Origin of the sequence: Staphylococcus xylosus (assembly GCF_002732165.1) — a bacterium.
Lineage (GTDB): Bacteria > Bacillota > Bacilli > Staphylococcales > Staphylococcaceae > Staphylococcus > Staphylococcus xylosus.
The window spans coordinates 199785-221773 of sequence record NZ_MRZO01000003.1; the positions used below are offsets into that span (position 1 = coordinate 199785).

Below are 21989 nucleotides of genomic sequence, written 5' to 3' on the forward strand. Positions count from 1 at the left end.
TTATCATAAGTAGATAGAGTAAAAAGTACAATAAGATAAACTATTATTACAAATAACTTTAATATATTTGAAATATATGCCACGCAATTGTAATTTTGCTAAAAAACACTTAAAGAAAAACTATAACAGATGTTTTTTTAATGATAATAAATGTAATTTATTGAATATAAAAATTAAAATTAAACATAAATTTAAATAATAAAGGAAGTATTGAAAGTGTTTCTCAACTTGAGTATGATTTAACTAACAAAGGAGGTGGCTATTATTTTTAGTAGAAACACTAAAAACAATAGTAGTAAGCACAAGGTGAAAAAGCCATTAGGTTTTGTTTCGGCGATTGTTACGTTAGTGACAATGATTGCAGCAATGCTTTTTACAGTTGCAGTACTAGAAAAGGAACCGCATATTCCTTTATTAATAGGAACAGCTGTAGCGATACTAATTACAATGTTACACGGTTACGAGTTTAGTGAAGTTGAAGAAATGATGTATAAGGGGATTCGTCATGCTTTGCCAGCAATCGTAATCATCATACTTGTAGGATTAGTAATAGGATCATGGATAGGCAGCGGTGTAGTCGCAACGATGATTTACTATGGATTACAACTGATAGACCCAAGATACTTTTTAGCAGTTGTTATTATCTTATGTGGCATCGTAGCTTTAGCTATAGGTAGTAGTTGGTCGACGATGGCGACTGTGGGGGTTGCCTCGATGGGTATTGGCATTAGTATGGGTATATCACCCGGTATCGTTGCTGGTGCAGTGATTTGTGGGTCATACTTTGGTGATAAGATGAGCCCGCTATCGGACACTACGAACTTAGCTTCTGGATTAACTGGTGTTGACTTGTTTGAGCATATAAAACATATGTTTTATACGACAATCCCAGCATTAGTTATTTCATTAATTGCTTTTTTCTTTATAGGGCAACGCTTTGGTGGAAGAAATTTTGATGCAAAAAACATAAATGACATTCTTGCAACGATGCAAGATAACTTTTTAATTACACCATGGCTATTGCTTATACCAATTATTGTAATTGCACTTGTTGTAGTAAAAGTTCCTGCGATTCCAGCAATTTGTGTAGGGATCATATTAGGATTTTTTGCTCAGATATTTTTACAAGGTGGTTCTATTACAGAAGCACTTACAGCTCTGCAAACAGGCTATACAATTGAGTCAGGCAATAAATTGGTAGATGAACTATTCAATCGAGGTGGATTGGAGTCAATGTTCTACACAATATCACTGACACTTGTTGCAATGACCTTTGGGGGTGTCCTAGAATATTCAGGTATGCTCACAGCGTTAATTGCTGTTATTTTAAAAGTGGCTAAATCTACGGGATCATTGATTGCATCCGTTATTATATCGTGTATTGGCACAAACTTTACTTGTTCTGAACAATATATTTCCATTATTGTGCCATCGCGCATGTACATAAATACGTTTAAAGATAAGAAACTGCATCCGAAAAATCTATCTAGAGCGCTAGAAGATGGTGGAACATTGACGTCTGTGTTTGTACCTTGGAATACATGTGGTGTCTTTATTGCATCAACTTTAGGCGTTTCAGTGGTAGAATATGCGCCGTTTGCTATTTTAAATTATACTGTACCAATCATTTCGATTATATTTGGTTATATTGGTTTTAAAATTATTGGTTTAGATGAATCAGAGAGTGAACAAGCAGACCAATCTCAAAAAAATGATACAAATTTAGCATAGTGCATAAATATAATAGCTGTAATTATTATGAAGGAGTGGGACATCATAGGTGTTCCGCTCTGATTTTTATACGATAAGTTTTTGAATGACTATATAAAGTATGTGATTGAATTATTAGAAATTCTACGTATACTGAACAGTATTAAATATGTTTCAAGTAGAGGTGTAAACATATGGATATTAAACATATGAAATATTTTGTCGAAGTCGTAGATCAAAAAGGAATGACTAACGCTTCAAAATCACTATATATTGCTCAACCTACAATTAGCAAAGCAATAAAAGACTTAGAAAAAGAACTTAATATGACTTTTTTCGATCGGAGTAAGAGACAACTCGTATTAACTGATGCTGGAAAAGTATTTTACAAAAAATGTAAGGAAATTTTGACTTTATATAAAGATTTACCAAAAGAAATTAATAGCTTGTTGGGACTAGAAACAGGTCATATAAGTATTGGCTTATCAGCAGTAATGAACATGAATAAGTTTATACATATCTTAGGTGAGTTTCATCAAGAATACCCAAACGTGACCTACAATCTTGTTGAAAAAGGTGGGAAAATGATTGAGACACAATTAATCAATGATGAAATTGATATAGGTATTACAACGATACCCGTAGACCAAGATATTTTTCACTCTATACCACTGTATCAAGAAGACTTGAAATTAGTAGTAAATAAAGAACATAGATTAGCGGATAGAGAACAGATTAATATGGCTATGTTAAAGGATGAAGATTTTATCTTATTTAATGAGGACTTTTATCTAAATGATAAAATTATTGAAGCGGCAAAAAACGCTGGTTATGTACCGAAAACGATATCTAAAATTTCGCAGTGGAATTTTATAGAGAATTTATTAAGTGCACACTTAGGCGTAAGTATATTACCGGAAAATATTGTGAATTTATTAGATGGTAGCTTTAAAAACATAACAATTGATGATCCGAGTATGCGTTGGGAATTGGGAGTTATTTGGAAGCGAGATAAATATCTTAGCCACGCAACAAGAAAATGGATTGAATTTATGAAAGAACGTTTATAGAAATGAGTTGTAAAGTGCCACATTACTTTTAAGAAAGCTTTATTTAAAAAAGTTGTTCATAGCAAGTGGGTCGGCGAAACACTTTTGTACATTGTGTTTTCGTTGTCCCGCTCTTTTTTTATTTTGAAAAATAATCAAGCAAGTAAAAAAATAAGCGCGCATTAGCATATTTCCAGTTTTTGTTAAAATTTATTAATATGGAATAGTTATAGATAAATATAATTGAATAAACCGCTTTCATTCATAAAAGTAATAAGTCATATTAAAAATCAATATTTTTATTATATGATCAGGGGACTTATAATAAGAGATGTAATCAATAAAGTTTAAAATAATAATGCAATAAAGGATGATGAATATTGCAAATATCAAAAAAGGTATCAAAAATTTTACTGCAAGTATTATTAATTATGGGAATCACTTATATAGGCAATGTAATTCAGAGCGTATTGCATATACCAATCGCAGGTAGCATTGTAGGATTACTTGTGTTTTTCCTCTTATTACAGTTTAAAGTAATTCCGTCAAAATGGGTCAGTGAAGGCTCTAACTTTTTCCTTACAACGATGGTGTTTTTCTTTGTACCGTCAGTGGTTGGTGTTATGGATGTCGTTTCTGATATTAACTTGAATTTTATCCTATTCTTTTCAATGGTTATTTTAGGAACATGTTGTGTCGCATTAATTTCTGGTTTTATAGCTGAGAAAATGGTTAAAACTGCGCGATACGGGAATGGACAAAATTAGATGATGTTTTTAAAAGGCTTTTTAATGATTGCTTTGACACTAGCAATGTTTATAGGTGCCAAAAAATTACAGTTAAAATATAAAACACCATTTTTAAACCCGGCATTAATATCGTCTATAGGAATTATTATTGTACTTCTATTATTTAAAGAAGATTATCAAGATTATATGACTGGCGGAAAATGGATTCATTATTTATTGAATTGCACTGTTGTTTGTTTAGCATTTCCACTATATCAAAATCGCCATAAAATACTACAAAATGCGAGTATTATTTTTAGTAGTGTGCTGACAGCAGTGATGTTAAATTTCATATTTGTGTATAGTATATTGAAAATTTTAGGATACTCAAAAGAAGTAATCGCAACAATGTTACCAAGATCAATGACTGCTGCGGTAGGCATAGAAGTATCACATCAGCTAGGTGGTATTGATACTATTACAGTTATGTTTATTGTAACTACTGGTTTGATTGGTAGTATTTTAGGTTCATATTTATTGAGATTAGGTAGATTTAAAACTTCAATTGCGAAAGGTTTGACATATGGAAATGCTTCACATGCTTTTGGTACAGCGCAAGCATTAGAGATAGATTTAGAATCTGGTGCATTTAGTTCTATTGGAATGATACTAACAGCAGTTCTAAGTTCAATCATCTTACCTATTCTGATCCTTTTCTTATACTAAAATGATTACTGTTTAGTGATAATAGATTGCGAAGTTAATTAAAAAATATGGGGAAACAACTTGAATATTGAAAGGAGCTATTTTGATAATGGCAAAAATTAAAGCAAATGAAGCATTAGTGAAAGCATTACAAGCATGGGACATTGATCACTTATATGGTATTCCTGGTGATTCTATTGATGCAGTGGTCGATAGCTTAAGAACGGAAAGAGATAATATTGAATTTGTTCATGTTCGCCATGAAGAAGTAGCAAGTTTAGCTGCTGCTGGATACACAAAACTAACAGGTAAAATTGGCGTCGCATTAAGTATCGGTGGCCCTGGTGTTATTCATTTACTAAATGGAATGTATGATGCGAAGATGGATAATGTACCTCAATTGATTTTAGCAGGCCAAACAGACAGTACTGCTTTAGGAACAAAAGCTTTCCAAGAAACCGATATTAGCAAAATGGTTGATGATGTAGCTGTATACAAACATCAAGTAACTGAAAATGACAAAGATATTTTTGGAATTGTAAATGAAGCAATACGCACAGCTTACGAGAAAAAAGGTGTATCTGTCTTAATCTTGCCTAACAACTTATTGACGCGCAAAGTTAAAGACACTACTAATCAAAAAGTGGATACTGCACCACCAGCTCGTGTAGCACCAAAACCAAATACTATAAAGAAAGCGGCTAAACTCATTAATAAAAGTAAAAAGCCAGTAGTATTACTTGGTACTGGTGCACAACATGCAAAAGATGAAGTCCGTGAATTTATAGAAGCATTTAAGATACCAACGATTGTAACGTTACCAGCAAAAACAGTTCTGTCTGATGCGCATCCTTATAACATAGGAAATCTCGGTAAAATAGGTACTAAAACAGCATATCAAACGATGCAAGATGCGGATTTATTAATTATGGTTGGTACTAATTATCCTTATGTAGATTATTTACCAAAGAAAAATATCAAAGCAATACAAATTGATACAAATCCAGAAAATATTGGACACCGTTTTGATGTTAATGTGGGCATTCTTGGTGATAGCAAACTAGCATTGCTACAATTAACTGATATGGCTAAGCATGTTGCAGATCGCAACTTCTTAAATAAAACATTAGAAAGAAAGGCTACATGGGATGCTTGGATGGCTGAAGATATGGCTAATGATAGTAAACCTATTAGACCAGAACGTTTAATGGATGCTATAAATAAAGTTAGAACAGACGATGCCATCTTCTCTATAGATGTCGGTACAGCAACGGTATGGTCTACACGTTATTTAAACTTAACAGTGAATAATAAATTTATTATTTCTAGTTGGTTAGGTACGATGGGGTGTGCGTTACCTACTGCAATAGCTGCCAAACGCGAGTATCCAAATCGCCAAGTAGTTGGTATTATTGGTGACGGTGCGTTTGACATGGTTATGCAAGATTTTGCAACTGCAGTGCAGTATGATTTACCAATGACATTATTTGTATTAAATAATGAACAACTTTCATTTATTAAATATGAACAACAAGCTGCCGGTGAATTAGAATATGCTATTAACTTCACTGATATTGACTTAGAAAAATTTGCTGAAAGTTGTGGCGGGGTTGGTTACACACTTAAAGATCCAAACAGAATTGATGAAGTAGTTGAAGCTGCTATGGCTGAAAATAAACCAACGATTGTTAATGTTTATGTAGATGAAAACGCAGCGCCATTACCAGGTAAAATTGTAAATGAAGAAGCAATTAATTATGGTAAATGGGCGTTTAGATCTATTACTGAAGATAAAAAATTAGACTTTGATGAATTGCCACCAATGTCAACAGCAGTAAAACGTTTCTTCTAACATAACAATGAGGCGTTAGTTGCTATAGATGGAGATTTGAAATGTTTTATTGGAAAATAGTTAGTGAATATAAATGATATAAGTAATTTTATAGGGCGAGAACATGTAATCAAAGAAACTTTTGATTTGTGTCTCGCTCTTTTTTTATATACTAAGATATTGATAAAAATCAAGACTATGGAATAATAGAGTTAACTAAATTTTCAGACAAAAGTAGAAAAGCATGCATTGTGCATCAATAACACTTAGGACTTATAGTGCATTGATTATTTTATAGCATAGTGTAGTTAAATTGGAGAGGGATGTAAAAATGATTAAAAAAATATTCAAAAATAATCAATTAAAAACACCGCACACTTATGCTCTGTTACTCTTTATTATCATCTTTTCTAGTGTACTGACATATTTAATACCTGCTGGTGAGTATGCAAGAGAGAAGAAAGATGGACAGACTTTAGTAATATCAGGTTCATATGAACAAGTTCAGCAACAAGGTGTATCGTTCTTTGATATTTTTAGGGCTATACCAGAAGGGTTGATTAGTGGTGGAGAAATTGTATTTTATATTTTTCTAGTAGGTGGGGCGTTTGGAATTGTACATAAGACTGGTGCATTTGAAAATGGTGTGAATAAAGCGATGCAAACACTAGGTTCATACAAAGTGCTAATGATTCCTTTAACTATGACTATTTTCTCGATATTAGGTTTTTCAATAGGATTAGCGGAAGAAACGATTATCTTTGTTCCTATTGGCATAATTATCGCACGCACACTAGGTTATGACGCGCTTACTGGTGCAGCAATGGTTATTTTGGGAGCGGCCAGTGGTTTTATAGGTGGAATGTTAAACCCTTTTACTGTAGGTGTAGCACAAACTGTGGCAGAATTACCAATGTTTTCGGGATGGGGTCTACGTACCATTATTTATATATTTATTCTAATTGCTGCAATTACTTCAGTTATGTTATATGCGCGAACTGTAAAACGAGATATGTCTAAATCTTTAGTATACGAATTAGAACAAGTTGAAAGTCATGAAAATAGTGTGATTGAAGCAGCACGCTTTACAAAACGACAAGCAATTGGTTTAGGGTTAATAGTGATGGTAATCGTATTAAATGTATATGGCATATTTACGTATGGTTGGTCATTTAATGAAATGAGCGCTAACTTTATACTTGCTGGTTTACTCGCTGGTTTCATTGGTGGCCTTGGATTAAATGGTACTTTTGATGCGATGATTGATGGAATGAAAGATATTCTGTTTGGTGCTATGATAGTTGGATTTGCCAAAGGTATTATTGTTATTCTGGAAAATGGTCAAGTTATTGATAGTATTGTGCATGGCATGACAACGTTACTTGCGGATGTACCATCTTCTTTAGTCATTATTGCTATGTTTATATTACAGTTTATGCTTAATTTCTTTATACCATCTGGGTCTGGTCAAGCCTTGACTACAATGCCTTTAATGGTACCTATTTCTGATTTGTTAGATATTAATAGACAAATTACCGTGTTAGCATTCCAATACGGTGATGCTATTAGTAATGTATTATTTCCAACGTCAGCTATTTTGATGGGAGCCTTAGCAGTAGGTAAAATAACCTATACGCAATGGTTGAAGTTTGCTTGGAAGATCATCTTAGCTTGGGTTATTATCTGTTGTATTGGTATGTCCATTGCACTTATAATTGGTTATTAACGTGAGTTGTTTGGTGCAATTGTATAAGGTCATACAAATTAAAAATAAAAATTTATATTGTATATTTTATGAAAGCGTTATATAATGTAAAAAAACATATCGTTACTTTGCGTGTTACTGGTTAAGCAGGCATGAGCAAACAGAAAGACTATAGGGAATAGTCTGTTTGCTCATGCCTTTTTGCGCACTAATAACGATCAAATTATATTTTTGGAAGGGATGTTTTTATATGTTTAAAAAGCTATTCGGACAGCTTCAGCGTATAGGTAAAGCTTTAATGTTACCAGTCGCTATTTTACCTGCTGCCGGGCTATTGTTGGCAATAGGTACAGCTATACAAGGTGAGGAACTACAACACTATCTACCATTTATTCAAAATGCGGGTGTTCAGAGTGTTGGCGAAATGATGGCAGGCGCTGGAAGTAGTATATTTGATAATTTACCAATGATATTTGCTTTGGGTGTTGCGATAGGTTTAGCTGGTGGAGATGGTGTTGCAGCAATTGCAGCCTTTGTCGGCTATGTTATTATGAACAAAACAATGGGGGCATTTTTACATGTGACACCAGATAACGTTAACGATGCAGCAAGTGGTTATGCAAGTGTCTTAGGAATCCCAACGTTACAAACAGGTGTGTTCGGCGGTATTATTATTGGGGCATTAGCAGCGTGGTGTTATAACAAATTCTATAATATTTCATTACCGTCTTACTTAGGTTTCTTTGCTGGTAAACGTTTTGTACCAATTATGATGGCAACAACTTCATTTGTATTAGCGTTCCCAATGGCATTAATATGGCCAAGTATTCAAACTGGCTTAAACGCATTTAGTGAAGGATTATTAGATTCAAATACAGGGGTCGCAGTTTTCTTATTCGGATTTATTAAACGTTTGTTGATTCCATTTGGTTTACATCACATTTTTCATGCACCGTTTTGGTTTGAATTTGGCGCTTGGAAAAATGCAGCTGGCGAAATAATTCATGGTGACCAACGTATCTTCATTGAACAAATTAAAGAAGGTAGTAATTTAACTGCTGGTAAATTTATGCAAGGGGAATTTCCAGTTATGATGTTTGGTCTCCCAGCAGCAGCTTTAGCAATTTATCACACAGCAAAACCTGAAAATAAAAAAGTAGTAGCTGGATTAATGGGGTCAGCAGCTTTAACTTCTTTCTTAACAGGTATTACAGAACCATTAGAATTTTCATTCTTATTTGTAGCACCATTACTATTTTTAATTCATGCAATTCTTGATGGTCTATCTTTCTTAACTTTATATTTACTAGATGTACACTTAGGCTATACTTTCTCAGGTGGATTTATCGATTATGTCTTATTAGGGGTCTTACCTAATAAAACACAATGGTGGCTAGTTATTCCTGTAGGACTTGTCTACGCAGTAATTTACTACTTTGTATTCCGATTCTTTATCCTTAAATTTAAATACAAAACACCAGGTCGCGAAGATAAACAAGCGCAAGTTACGAATTCATCTGCAAGTGAATTACCGTTTAATGTTTTAAACGCAATGGGTGGACAAGATAATATCAAACACCTTGATGCATGTATTACGAGATTGCGTGTTGAAGTAGCAGATAAAAGTAAAGTGGATACTGCGGAATTGAAAGCATTAGGTGCTTCAGGTGTACTTGAAGTAGGTAATAATATGCAAGCAATTTTTGGACCTAAATCTGATCAAATTAAACATGATATGTCTTTAATTATGAAAGGCGAAATCACAAAACCTAGTGAGACTACAATCACTGAAGAAGATGAGGAAAATACGGTTCAATTAAATAAAGACTCAGATACAGAGATTTATGCTCCGGGTAAAGGACAGCTTATTCCTTTATCAGAAGTGCCTGATCAAGTATTTGCTCAAAAAATGATGGGTGATGGTGTAGGTTTTGTTCCAGAAAATGGAGAAATTGTAGCACCATTTGATGGAACCGTTAAAACAATCTTCCCGACGAAACATGCTATTGGTCTAGAATCTGAACAAGGCATAGAATTATTGATTCATATCGGCATCGATACAGTTAAGTTGAATGGTGAAGGTTTTGAAAGTCTTGTGAATACTGGAGATACGATTAAGAAAGGTCAACCGCTTATGAAGGTTGATTTAGACTATATTAAGTCTAACGCACCAAGTATCGTAACGCCTTTAATCGTAACAAATTTAGAAGATCGTACAATTGAAACAGCTGATGCGAACCATGTATCTGCTGATGAACTAATTATGAAAATTAGCCAAAAATTATAAATCATAAAATTAAAACTAATAGAGCTCGAGACATCATACAATATGTCTCGAGCTTTTTTATCATGATAAGGATTATATAGAAATAAAAGTGTTGAAATATTCTGAAATTGTAAATATCATTAGAATTAAGAAAAGAGAAAGTAATGGGTGATAAAAATGAAATATAAACCAACTATGCATGTAATGCCGAAAGTATCGTTAGTACCACCAGAATTAAATATGGCAGAACCACTGTATAGAACAATTAAAAATAACTTTACACACTTGGCACCGTTTTTAGATTTTATAACAGAAGATGTGACGATTGAAGATGAACGTGCATATTTAAAAATGATGATTCAGCAACATGCGGACAATAAAGCGAGGTTATTCTTAATTTACTATGAGACATCACTTATAGGTACTGTTGATTTACATAAAATAGATCATAACAATCGTAAAGCTGAAGTAGGTTATTGGATAGCTGAAGGATATGCGGGTAAAAACATAGTAACGAATTGTGTTAATCATTTATGTCACTTTGCATTTGAAACCTTATCTCTTAACAAACTTATAATTAAAGCGGATGTTAGAAATATAGCCAGTAACAAAGTGGCTGAAAAAGCAGGATTTACTTTTCTAGCAACAGATGTAGAAGACATCTTTGATGGTGAAAATTATAGAGATATGAATAGATATGTCTTACTTAAAAAACAATTTGATCAGCAACCGAGATAATTTGTTATTAGGAGGGGAGTATATGGAACTTACTAGAGGCATTAACCATATAGGCTTAACAGTTCCTGACATTGAAAGTGCTACTCAGTTTTTCAAAGAAGCTCTAAACGGTAAAATTGCGTATGATAGTCAAACTAAAGCAGAGGAGCCACGAGGGGGAGCACATGTTGAACATGTTTTAAATATTGAACAAGGGGCAGTAATTGTAAAAAAACGTATGATGGTATTTAATAATGGTCCTAATATAGAGATGTTTGAATTTGAACAAGCTAAACAAAATAATCCGACGTCTTTACAGGATATAGGATTTACACATATTTCATTTTATGTTGATGACTTTGACAATACACTAGCACAAGTTAAACAAGCCGGAGGTATACCAGTATCTGAACCACATACTAATACAAGATATGAAGATACGGTAGGTAATCAAACAGTGTATATTAAAACACCATGGGGGAGTCTCATTGAGTTACAAACAGTACCTAATGGCTTTTATTATCCGGAACATAGCGAAGCAACTGTTTTTATACCAGAGCCATAAACAGATATGACTAAAGGGAGGAAATAAAGATGTTACAAAACAAATTAAATGTAGCTAATTTGAAAACACCTATTCATAAATTAGAACAATTAAGTGAGACTTTAGGTAAAAATATTTATATTAAAAGAGACGACTATACTGGAACTGAGATTTCTGGTAACAAGGTGCGTAAATTAGAATATACCTTGCAATATGTCTTGGATAATGGCTACGATACAGTAATCACAACTGGAGCCATAACATCAAATCACGCAAGAGCGACCGCTGCATTATGTGCACAATTCAACATAACATGTCATTTAGTACTCCGAGGTAACTTGGCAGAGTTTGAAGGGAATTTATTTTTAGATGCAATGTTGGGGGCACACATTCACATTATTGAGCCATCTGCTTCAAGAGAAGAAGCAATGGAAGCATTACAAACTGAATTAGAAAAACAAGGGAAACGGACATTTGCTATACCGACAGGCGCTTCTGATTGGATAGGATCACACGGTTATATCAACGCTTTTAATGAGATTGTTGAACAAGAAACAGATATGGATGTCCAATTCGATTCAATTAATTTAGCTGTCGGTTCTGGAGGAACTTATGCTGGTCTTTGGTACGGTAATATAAGCCATGATTTAAATAAAAATATCACGGGATTCGCAGTTACTCAAAGTGCGTATGAATTTAAAACAAAAATAATCGATATATTAACTCATTTAGATGATAGTATAGCATCATTTGACACGATATCTATCAACGATGATTATATTGGTCTAGGTTACGGGCAAGCTACAGATGAAGAATTACAATTTTATATCGATATTGCCCAACAAGAAGGAATTATTTTAGACCCAACCTATACAGGAAAAGCCTTTAGAGGCTTAGTAGAAGAAATTAAAGCTGGTAGCTACGACAATCAAAATAATATTTTATTTATCCATACAGGTGGATTACAAGGTTATACACAGGCAACAAGAACGCGTATGCAACAGTTACTTCCTGAAATTTCACATGATAAGTAGAAATAAACTAAGAACGATGATGGCGTTTGCATTAAAGTCAAATATTACAGACAAAGTTTATATTGGTTAATGTGCGTATGTCCATATTAATGGTATTGAGTTATAACATGCTACGTAATTATATAAGGAGTGTCATGAGTCATGACTATTAGGAAATTAGTGTCAGAAAAAGCGATAGAAGTGAATGGTTACGATATAGATGGGATGGGTATCGTAAGTAACATAGTATATATCAGGTAGTTTGAAGATTTACGTACGGATTTTATAAATCAATATATGCCTTACTCTGATATGATGAATCAACATATTTCACCAATATTAATGAAAACAGAAGCAGAATACCAAACACCTATAACGATACATGATAAACCAATAGGACGTTGCTACATTGTAAAAGCGAGCAGATTGCGTTGGGAATTCGAATTCGAGATTGTGTCGGAGAGCAAAGTACATTGTTTAGGCCATCAAAATGGCACATTTTTTGACTTACAACAGCAAAAGTTAACCAAATTACCAGAAGTTTTTCAAAATATATTGCGAGAATAGAATTAGCTTAGTGAGGTATTTGAATGAGTTTATGTATGATATTATAGGTAAGCATAAAGTTTACTACATTATAGATAAACACGGCATAATGATATTCAATTTATTAAAACAAAGGTGGTGTTCAATCGTGCAACAAACATTGACAACGATAGATTCATTTCACGACTTTATAGCTCGACATCCATTGGCTATAATACACATTATGAGGGACAATTGTAGTGTGTGTCACGCAGTATTGCCACAGATAGCTGACATAGTAAAGGATTTTCCTAATGTACCATTGGGTATTGTTAATCAAAGCGAGTTGGAAGAGATAGCGGGTGAATTATCTATCTTTACAGTACCGGTAGATTTGATATATCTAGATGGAAAAGAGATGCATCGCCAGGGTCGTTTCATTGATATGCAACAATTTGAACATCAATTGAGATTAATGTATGAAAGTTTAGATAACTAAAATTTGGTGAGCGCTTTTTTGTAGTTACTCATATTAATAAAATAATGAATCTCTGTTAATATAATATGAACTTCTTTTGGGGTTGCTATATATTTGAAAGCTATTAAGCAAAGATTATGAAAGAGCTGAGACAATAATTATCTCTCAGCTTTTTTTTGTTTTCTAGAAATCAAATTGCTCATCATAAAAGAGTGGAAAATTTGATAAAAACTGTCATAATTACATTAAATAATGTATGATAAGTAAAATTCATAGTGCTAAGGGGGATTTTTATGCGAATTGAAAGGGTTTGTCCGAATGAAGCGGAAGCGCTTTATGATTGTATGAAAAAAATTGATCAAGAGTCCCAATATATGCTCTATTTACCAGAAGAGAGAAATTTCGATAAAGAACGCTTTGTAGACGATATAAGACGCAATTTTTATATTGGTGTTAAGTCGGAAAATAATCAAATCTTAGGTTATTTATCGGTACATATTAGTACATTAGCAAAAGTGAGGCATATTGGTTACATTGTTACTGGATTAATCAATGACATACAACAACAAGGTTTAGCAACTCAAATGTTTGATGAAACTTTTAAATGGGCTAAACGAAAAGGTCTCAGAAGGTTGGAATTAACAGTGATTACTACCAATAAACGTGCTGTGAATTTTTATGAAAAGATAGGATTCAAGATTGAAGGAATTAAACATAGTTCTGTTTATATGGATGATCATTATTTTGATGAATTGTATATGTCTATGATGTTAAATGAAATATATGATAGCGAGCCTAAAGATATAGGGTAAGCCTTTTTGTTAATTTTAGATAATGTCATTGTTAGCTAAGGATATAGTTCCTTTTGTTAAAATTATTGCTAAGTTTGTTATAAACTATATGTAATAACAATATTAATGTAATAGGCAAGGAGGAAAAATTGTGATAAAGAAAATAGCTGCATTATCAAGTGTGACAATTGCTGCTTCATATCTATACGTAAAAGTAAGAGAAAAACGAAGTTATAAAAGTTTTTTATATGAATTAATGTTAAAAATTACTAATGCGAAAAGTTCATTTGAAAATGTTGAAAATGCGCAAAAAAGCTTAGATGCTGTGAAAGAAGAAACAAAGGGTCTATACGATGGTACAGCGTATCGTTTTAAACATAGAGTGCAAGCAACAACTGTCCAACAGTCTACGGTTTATACGGTCAATGGTCAAGCCGATAGACAACAACAAGTCGTATTATATATACACGGTGGTGCTTGGTTCCAAGATCCATTGAAACATCATTTTGATTATATCGATACACTTGCAAGTGAATTGAACGCTAAAATCGTCTTACCAATTTATCCCAAAGTGCCACATGCGACATATAAAGAGACATTTACATTATTAAAAGAAATATATGAAAGTATTGTGAGACAGGTAGAAGATCCACATCAAATCATAGTGATGGGAGATTCAGCGGGTGGGCAAATCGCGTTATCATTTGCTCAGTATATTAAAATGCAATCACTACCTCAGCCAAGTAATATTATCATGATTTCTCCTGTACTAGATGCAACATTATCTAATCCTGAGGCAGTAATTTATGAAGAAATTGATCCGATGTTAGCTAGAGAAGGAAGTAAGTTTTTCTTAGAATTATGGTCAGGAGATTTACCATTAACAGATTGGCGTATTTCCCCTATGTTTGGAGATTTAGAAGGACTTGGGCATATTACGTTAATCATTGGTACAAAGGAAACATTATATCCAGATGCACTTAAACTTTCGAATATGTTGAATAAACAGAATATAAGTCATGATTTTTTACCAGGGTATAACTTGTTTCATATTTATCCAATATTTCCAATTCCAGAAAGAGCACAAGTAATAACAAAACTAAAGCAGATTATCAAAAAATATTAGTCTCAATATGGAACATAATAGTTTAATAGTGGGATGATAAAACTTAATTAATATAATAAAGAAGTGAGTTAGCAGTCTAATATATAATTTAGACCAGTTAACTCACTTCTTTTTAATTATTTATTAAAATAAATCATATAGTTCTTAACATCAATTTAATAATATACTAATTTTTATTTTTGATTTTTTAAGTAAGTAGGGAAAAATTCTGTGTATAAATCAATGAATTTGAAGTAGCTATCTTTCTCAACATATTCGTCTACTTGATGAGCCTGACTTACAAGGCCAGGACCGTACATGATAAATGAAAAATCTTCATCTTTATCAACTAATAAGTCAGAAGCATCTGTAACTCCTGGCGATGCTTCGTAAGGTAAATCTGTATTTAAATATTTTAGCCCTAAATCGTGAGCTAGTGTTGCTAGTTTATTTTTACCGGTAGTATAAACGGGCGGTCTAGACATATACGTATCAATTTCTATATCTGTTTGATCAGTTTCAACTTGTTTTAAAATTTCGTTAAAATAGGTTATGAATTGGTCATTGTCATGTTCAGGAATAGTGCGAATGTTAAACTCAGATTCAGCATGTTCTGGTATAGAGTTTACTTGATTGCCACCATTGAAAATTGTAGCGTTCATAATTGGATTTCCTAATAAATCATTATTTTGATCAAATTTAGCGAACCCTTCATCCGCTTTATATACAAATTTAACTAGAGGTGAGATTGCATTAAATCCTAATTGTGGCATAGAGCTGTGGGCAGCCTTTCCTCTTGAAATAACGCGAATGTCCATAGAACCTTTATGGGCATAGATGATTCTATCTTGTGAAGGCTCTGCAATAACTAGTGCCTCTACATCTTTCATGTAACCTTCTTGTTGGAAAGTTTTAGCACCTTCACCAACAATTTCTTCTCCTGCAGTGGCTAATAGCCTGATACGACCATATTCTAATAAGTTTTGGTCATGGATATCAATCATGCTTAATACTAAAGCAGCTAATCCAGATTTCATATCGGCTGATCCACGACCATATAGTTTGCCATCTACTTCAGTCAATTTAAATGGATCATATGTCCATTTATTAATATCGCCTTCAGATACGACATCCATATGACCAGAAACACCTAAAACAGGTCCTTCAGTTCCAATCTCAGCAACTAAGTTAGCTCTCGTATCATTGATTTTAATTATTTTTGATTCGATACCGTGTTGTGATAATAAATCTTTTAAGTACTCACAAACTTGGAGTTCATGGTTATTTACGGATTTAATTGTCACTAAATCCTCCAAAATTTGAACCTTTTCACTATCTGTAAATTTACTCATAATTAAAAACCCCTTTTCAATAAATATAAAATTCAGACAATTTAAGTATAGCTAATAAAATTGAAGAATTGTAACTAAAAGGGTTGAATTTAACGTAAAGAAAATTTGGGTAGCAATGCTTTGTAACATAAATAATAAAGTGGTAGAGCTTATTAAATATAAAAAATCATACATGATTTTTTATCAACTTTGTTCTAAAGTCCATGTATGATGCTGATTATCTTTCATTGAAGATACATTATTTAATTTGTAATCATTACTAGATTGTGAATCTTGAGGTATATCACTAGATTCAGTAGTTTTTAACTTAGAAGATTGGGAACTGTTGTTGATATAGTCTACGTTTTCAATATTTTTAGTGTTATCAGAATCTAATACGGCGCCTCTCATATCATTACCTTGAAAACTTCCTACTAAAAGCATAACCAGATAAGCGCAGCAAATAATTGCTACCACAGCAAGATATATTGAAACCACCAATTTGACTGATTTACTCATAAACTACCTCCTAAAATTTGTATCAGCTGTCCCTTACACATATAAGATAACATTTGAATTTTAAGGCTATGTAAAAATGAGGTAAATAATATATTTATTTGTTTTCATTATAAATACTTAGAAAAAATAAAAAATATTAAAAATCTTCTTATAAGAATAAAACGTATACAAAAATAAAGAAAAAGCTTTTGTATAAGGATTTGTAAGTGGAATTAATTTGTTTTCGGATTAATTGTAAACTTCAATTTACAAATTATTAATAGATAATTCAAACTATTTAAACTAAATCAATAACTGCATGATAGCATGTCATTATCAAAAGGTTGCAGTAGAGTAGACATGTCATTTAGTAATTATTGATATTCTACGCTATTTTGAATACATACAATTAAATAGGTTGTTGAAAAGAGGGATAAAATTTGCTACTAATCATAATTTGTATCGGGGTTATTCTTTGGTTAGGTATTGTTGAAAAGAAAAGACATTCTAACAGATTAGAAAAGATTCCTATACGCATCAATATAAATGGTATTAGAGGTAAATCTACTATAACTAGATTGATTTACAGTACTTTACGTGAGGATAACTATCGCGTTATTGGTAAAACAACAGGTACAGATGCGCGTATGATGTATTGGTTTACACCTAGAGAATACCCAGTTTATAGAAAACCACAAGGAGCTAATATAGGAGAACAACGGGATATTATCAGGAAAGTTGTGAAACAAAAAGCCAATGCTTTAGTTAATGAATGTATGGCTGTAAATCCCGATTATCAAATAACGTTCCAAAAAGATCTTGTTAAAGCCAATATAGGCGTCATCGTTAACGTAATGGAAGATCATATGGATGTTCTTGGACCGACGTTAAATGAAGTGGCGGAAGCTTTTACAGCAACCATACCTTATAAAGGACATCTTGTTGTAATGAAAGATGACTATACAGACTTTTTTGCTAAAGTAGCAAAAAAGCGTAAGACGAAGCTTATCGTTGTAGATAAGGAAGAAGTGCCAGAATCGTATTTAAGGAAATTTGGCTACATTGTGTTCCCTGATAATGTAGCTATTGCAATGGGTGTTGCAGAAGCACTTGGTACTGATAGAGAAATAGCATTAAAAGGTATGCTGAACGCACCGCCAGATGTTGGAGCCGTTGAGGTTAAATACTTTGATGCTAATCAGTCAACTAATGTTTATGTCAATGCGTTCGCTGCTAATGAACCGAAATCGACTAAGGCAATATTAAATAAGGTGGAAAGTTATAACTATCCATATAAGAAAATTGTTATCATCTTGAATTGCCGTTCTGATAGGGTCGATAGAACAAGGCAGTTTGCTGAGGACTTTATTACTGAAGTTGATTTTGACACATTGATTTGTACTGGTAAGAGTACGCAAATGGTTACTGAAGTAATGAAAGGCCAACCGGATAAAAAGTATTTGAATTTTGAAGGTAAAGATATAAAAGAAATAGAGCAAGCGTTATACCAAGAGTCTCAAAATGCATTGATATTTTGTGTAGGTAATATCCATGGACCAGGTAAACAAATAGCGCAGTATATAGAAGGGATCAAATAATATGATAGGTTCAGAATTATATTTTTCATTATTTGTGGGCATTGTATTAAGTTTAATCTTCGCTGAAAAATTTGGTATTAGTCCAGCTGGATTAGTAGTACCTGGATATTTAGCTTTAATTTTTGATCAACCCATTATGCTATTATCTGTACTGATCATTAGCTGTATTACATACTTTATCGTAAATCATGGTATAAGCCGTATTGTTATACTATATGGCCGAAGAAAGTTTGCAGCCATGATATTGACTGGAATGGTTTTAAAATTTGTTTTTGACTTGATATATCCAATCACACCATTTGAGATGGTTGAAATGTCAGGCATAGGTGTGGTTATACCAGGCATTATAGCAAATACGATTCAAAAGCAAGGTGTCATTATTACTTTATCAACTTGTATGCTTTTAACATGTATCACTTATGTCATTTTATTCTTTTATAGCTTTATCAACTAGTAAGGAGCATATATATGAAGAATTCAAAAAGATTTTCAATAGAAGAACGCATACTCAAGTGGACTAAACGACATAAGAAAAGAAATACAATTTACACTAGCGTTATTTTAATTATCGCTATTGTACTTTTAGTATTTGTCATGACATCACAAAAAATTGAACCCGTTAAAGCTATGAATAAAGGTCAAGGTGATATAAGAATGACATATTTAGGAAATGTCGAATTAAATAACCACATTAGGAAGAATAATATTAGCGAAACTTTTAGTGCTATTAAGCCAATTTTAAAAGGGAGTGATTATTCTACGGCAAGTTTACAAGTATCGAAATTCTCAGATGATAGAAAAACAAATATCAATAAAAACTTAGAAAATGTAATGTTTTTAAGAGATTTGAATATAAAAAGCTTAAATCTTATCAACCAAGTTACAGACAATATAACTGCGAGAGATTTAATGAAATCAGTAGAAGCACAGTCAGGATATAACTATTTAACCGGAAATGGCTCCAATGCTATCAACAGTAAAACAGTACAACAAACGGTTAAAAATAAAAAAATAGCTAATGTATCTTTTACCGATGTTGAGTCAGACTATACAGATACATTAAAAAATACGACATCAGTGAGTTTAGAGCCAAACATTTATATCCCTTTAATCAAAAAACTAAAAGAAAACAATGATTATGTAGTTGTCAACGTTGATTGGGGCATTACAGATGAACGATCAGTGACAACTAGGCAAAGAGAATACGCGCATTCGTTAGCTGATGCCGGTGCTGATGTGATAATTGGTCATAACTCGGTAGTACAAGAAATTGAAAAATACAAAGATACCAGTATCTTTTACAGTTTAGGCAATGTAACATCAGAAGATTTTTTATCTAAAAATAAACAAGGTTTAGCAGTACAACAAAATTGGAACGGTGATCAGTCTCAGTTTACGGTGACACCAATTAAGTCACAAGGTGGACAAATCACTAAATCTAACCCCAATAAAGTAGAAGAAATCAAGTTACTTAATAATATCGAAGGTAAAGACATTAATTTCAAAAAAGAGAATGGAGGTTACGTTTATGAACATTAAAGAACATTGGGTAAGTATAACAGTTATTTCAGTTGTATTAGTTGTTTTTCTATTAATCGTTTTCGCGAGAGCGAACGAAGGATTAGATCAATATGAACTAAATGAATTGAAAACTTCTCATCACCAATATCTGTCTAAAGGAGCTTAAGTATGAGTATTTACAATAAAAAAACGCTCATCGTAATATTACTCCTTACAATTATCATATCTTTTAGCTTTTTTATGATAACTAAAAAAGATAATTATAATAAAGATGAATTATATGAGAATAAAATAGCAGATCATGACCAAGATCTTTCAGATAAAAATTACGGTGTTGCTTCAAACAATCCAATCGCAACGCGCGTTGGGGAAAAAATATTGCAAGACGGCGGTAACGCGATAGATGCATCTGTAGGTGTTTCTTATGCACTTGCAATAACAGAGCCTCATTCATCTGGTTTAGGTGGTGGCGGTGCAATGTTAGCTTATGATGGCCAACAAAATGTTGCACCAAAACAATGGCAATACAAAGATATATCATCTTTTAATTTTAAACAAAAAGACGAGATAGGTACACCTGGCTTTGTACGTGGTTTACATGATGCACATAACGAAGGGGGCAAAATGGACGAAAAGAAAATACTAGACTATGTTATACCTTTAGCTGAGGATGGTTTTGAAGTGGATTCAGAGTTGGAACGTAGTTTAAAACTTTATGGTTCAGATATTGACCGAGATTCCCCATTTTTTGATAGTGGTCAGACGAAAAGAGAAGGTGACGTAGTAAAACAACCCGCTTTAGCTAACACGATTAAGGGCATTAGAGACCATGGGCCGGAATACTTTTATGAGAAAGTAGGTAAAAGTGTCTCTAAGCAAATAGATGAAGAAGTTAATGAAAAAGATTTTACAAGTTACAAAACAGAGAAAAAAGAACCGGTAAGTACAGATTACTTAAATAATAAAGTGTATTCTGCATCTAATCCATTAGGTGGCACGCTAATGCTTCAAGGTTTAGAGATCGATGAAGCAACTGGAAATGATACAACACCAGATAACCGATTAGATTATATTACAGGTATGTTAAAATCCAGGGCATTGATGTATAGAAATAGAGATATCATTAATGGTCAAGATGAAGACTACGATGAATATTTATCTCAAGATTATATATTAGGAAAATTAAATGAGGTTAATTTTAATAGTAATTTCAATACAAATAATGTGGACAATACAAGTACTACACATTTTGTAGTTATAGACAAAGACGGTAAGTTAACAAGTACTACCAATACGTTAGCAAGTTTCTTTGGTTCTGGTAAATACATGAAAGAGGGATTCTATATGAATAACTCATTAAACAACTTTTCATCAAATCCGGCAAGTCCGAACTACGGTGGAAAGCATAAAGAGCCAAGGTCGTTTACAGCACCAAGTATTGTTGTAGGACCTGATTATTACATGGGTATAGGGACACCAGGTGGTAACAAGATACCGACTACATTGAATGAAGTGTTGGTAGATTATTTAAGAGGTGATGGTACCCTACAAGAATCGATAGATAAACCGCGTTTTTATAACGATGGTGGACAAATTTTTTATGAAAATGCTACAAGTAAACAAGATATAGACATATTCAAAAGTTTAGGTTTTCAAATTGAAGAAAAACGTAACGACCCTAACTTTGGTAGTGTCCAAGCCGCACTTTACAATAAGAATAATAAAACTGTTGAAATTGGACACGATGTCGGTAACAGATAGTAAATAAAGGGGTAAGGTAGAAATCTAATATAGCATCAATAACAAAAGAAAACGGATAGATATCAGTTTGAGATATCTACCCGTTTTTTTACAAAATATTTAAGTGAGTTGTA

Annotated in this window: 20 protein-coding genes and 1 pseudogene; 19 read left to right on the forward strand and 2 right to left on the reverse strand. The window is 32.8% G+C overall.

Annotation, left to right across the window (positions count from 1 at the left end; translation table 11 throughout):
• The first annotated feature begins 306 nt into the window (after window positions 1-306).
• The 14 genes and pseudogenes from nhaC to BTM19_RS06100 all read left to right on the forward strand — a co-directional run bounded on the left by nhaC (window position 307) and on the right by BTM19_RS06100 (window position 15188).
• A complete protein-coding gene (gene nhaC, locus BTM19_RS06035; RefSeq protein WP_051664343.1) occupies window positions 307-1731 on the forward strand; it encodes a Na+/H+ antiporter NhaC in 1425 nt (474 codons plus the stop codon).
• Window positions 1732-1904: 173 nt separating this feature from the next.
• Entirely contained in the window at window positions 1905-2780 is an 876-nt protein-coding gene (cidR, locus tag BTM19_RS06040; RefSeq protein WP_029378203.1) for a cidABC operon transcriptional activator CidR, read from the forward strand.
• A gap of 359 nt (window positions 2781-3139) precedes the next feature.
• Window positions 3140-3526: a CidA/LrgA family protein gene (locus BTM19_RS06045; RefSeq protein WP_029378204.1), complete on the forward strand. Its 387-nt coding sequence runs from the start codon at window positions 3140-3142 to the stop codon at window positions 3524-3526.
• A complete protein-coding gene (locus tag BTM19_RS06050; protein WP_029378205.1) occupies window positions 3527-4213 on the forward strand; it encodes an LrgB family protein in 687 nt (228 codons plus the stop codon). It abuts the gene before it with no gap.
• Window positions 4214-4301: 88 nt separating this feature from the next.
• Window positions 4302-6044 carry a pyruvate oxidase gene (locus tag BTM19_RS06055; RefSeq protein ID WP_029378206.1) on the forward strand — a complete coding sequence of 581 codons (1743 nt, stop codon included), beginning with the start codon at window positions 4302-4304 and terminating at the stop codon, window positions 6042-6044.
• A gap of 310 nt (window positions 6045-6354) precedes the next feature.
• Window positions 6355-7749, forward strand: coding sequence for a YfcC family protein (locus BTM19_RS06060; RefSeq protein ID WP_029378207.1), 1395 nt, complete (start codon window positions 6355-6357; stop codon window positions 7747-7749).
• A gap of 229 nt (window positions 7750-7978) precedes the next feature.
• Window positions 7979-10015, forward strand: a complete 2037-nt coding sequence (gene ptsG / locus BTM19_RS06065) for a glucose-specific PTS transporter subunit IIBC (protein WP_099265789.1) — start codon at window positions 7979-7981, stop codon at window positions 10013-10015.
• 156 nt (window positions 10016-10171) lie between these two features.
• Window positions 10172-10732, forward strand: a complete 561-nt coding sequence (locus BTM19_RS06070) for a GNAT family N-acetyltransferase (protein ID WP_029378209.1) — start codon at window positions 10172-10174, stop codon at window positions 10730-10732.
• A gap of 22 nt (window positions 10733-10754) precedes the next feature.
• Window positions 10755-11276, forward strand: a complete 522-nt coding sequence (locus BTM19_RS06075; protein WP_029378210.1) for a VOC family protein — start codon at window positions 10755-10757, stop codon at window positions 11274-11276.
• Between the two features lie 29 nt (window positions 11277-11305).
• Complete coding sequence (locus tag BTM19_RS06080; protein WP_029378211.1) at window positions 11306-12289, forward strand: D-cysteine desulfhydrase family protein; 984 nt, start codon at window positions 11306-11308, stop codon at window positions 12287-12289.
• 141 nt (window positions 12290-12430) lie between these two features.
• Window positions 12431-12835, forward strand: a pseudogene (locus tag BTM19_RS06085) (acyl-CoA thioesterase).
• A 127-nt stretch (window positions 12836-12962) separates the two neighbouring features.
• The gene (locus BTM19_RS06090; protein WP_029378212.1) at window positions 12963-13292 is read left to right on the forward strand and encodes a thioredoxin family protein; all 330 of its coding nucleotides are present in this window, start codon (window positions 12963-12965) and stop codon (window positions 13290-13292) included.
• Window positions 13293-13564: 272 nt separating this feature from the next.
• Window positions 13565-14083, forward strand: a complete 519-nt coding sequence (locus BTM19_RS06095) for a GNAT family N-acetyltransferase (protein ID WP_029378213.1) — start codon at window positions 13565-13567, stop codon at window positions 14081-14083.
• A 130-nt stretch (window positions 14084-14213) separates the two neighbouring features.
• On the forward strand, window positions 14214-15188 hold the full coding sequence (locus BTM19_RS06100; protein WP_038679160.1) for an alpha/beta hydrolase fold domain-containing protein: 975 nt from the start codon (window positions 14214-14216) through the stop codon (window positions 15186-15188).
• 173 nt (window positions 15189-15361) lie between these two features.
• On the opposite strand, the gene BTM19_RS06105 is transcribed toward BTM19_RS06100, so the two are convergent.
• Both BTM19_RS06105 and BTM19_RS06110 read right to left on the reverse strand, forming a co-directional pair.
• Window positions 15362-16519, reverse strand: coding sequence for an ArgE/DapE family deacylase (locus BTM19_RS06105; protein ID WP_038679158.1), 1158 nt, complete (start codon window positions 16517-16519; stop codon window positions 15362-15364).
• Window positions 16520-16702: 183 nt separating this feature from the next.
• A complete protein-coding gene (locus tag BTM19_RS06110; protein WP_029378216.1) occupies window positions 16703-17017 on the reverse strand; it encodes a hypothetical protein in 315 nt (104 codons plus the stop codon).
• 419 nt (window positions 17018-17436) lie between these two features.
• On the opposite strand from BTM19_RS06110, the gene pgsB reads away from it, so the two are divergent.
• The 5 genes from pgsB to BTM19_RS06135 are packed head-to-tail and all read left to right on the forward strand — an operon-like array spanning window position 17437 to window position 21876.
• The gene (gene pgsB / locus BTM19_RS06115) at window positions 17437-18594 is read left to right on the forward strand and encodes a poly-gamma-glutamate synthase PgsB (RefSeq protein ID WP_029378217.1); all 1158 of its coding nucleotides are present in this window, start codon (window positions 17437-17439) and stop codon (window positions 18592-18594) included.
• Window position 18595: 1 nt separating this feature from the next.
• Complete coding sequence (gene pgsC / locus BTM19_RS06120) at window positions 18596-19048, forward strand: poly-gamma-glutamate biosynthesis protein PgsC (RefSeq protein ID WP_029378218.1); 453 nt, start codon at window positions 18596-18598, stop codon at window positions 19046-19048.
• A 14-nt stretch (window positions 19049-19062) separates the two neighbouring features.
• The gene (locus BTM19_RS06125; RefSeq protein WP_029378219.1) at window positions 19063-20133 is read left to right on the forward strand and encodes a CapA family protein; all 1071 of its coding nucleotides are present in this window, start codon (window positions 19063-19065) and stop codon (window positions 20131-20133) included.
• The gene (locus BTM19_RS13055) at window positions 20123-20281 is read left to right on the forward strand and encodes a hypothetical protein (RefSeq protein ID WP_099265790.1); all 159 of its coding nucleotides are present in this window, start codon (window positions 20123-20125) and stop codon (window positions 20279-20281) included. Before BTM19_RS06125 ends, BTM19_RS13055 begins: the two co-directional genes overlap by 11 nt.
• Window positions 20282-20283: 2 nt before the next feature.
• Window positions 20284-21876, forward strand: a complete 1593-nt coding sequence (locus BTM19_RS06135; RefSeq protein WP_029378220.1) for a gamma-glutamyltransferase — start codon at window positions 20284-20286, stop codon at window positions 21874-21876.
• Window positions 21877-21989 lie beyond the last annotated feature (113 nt).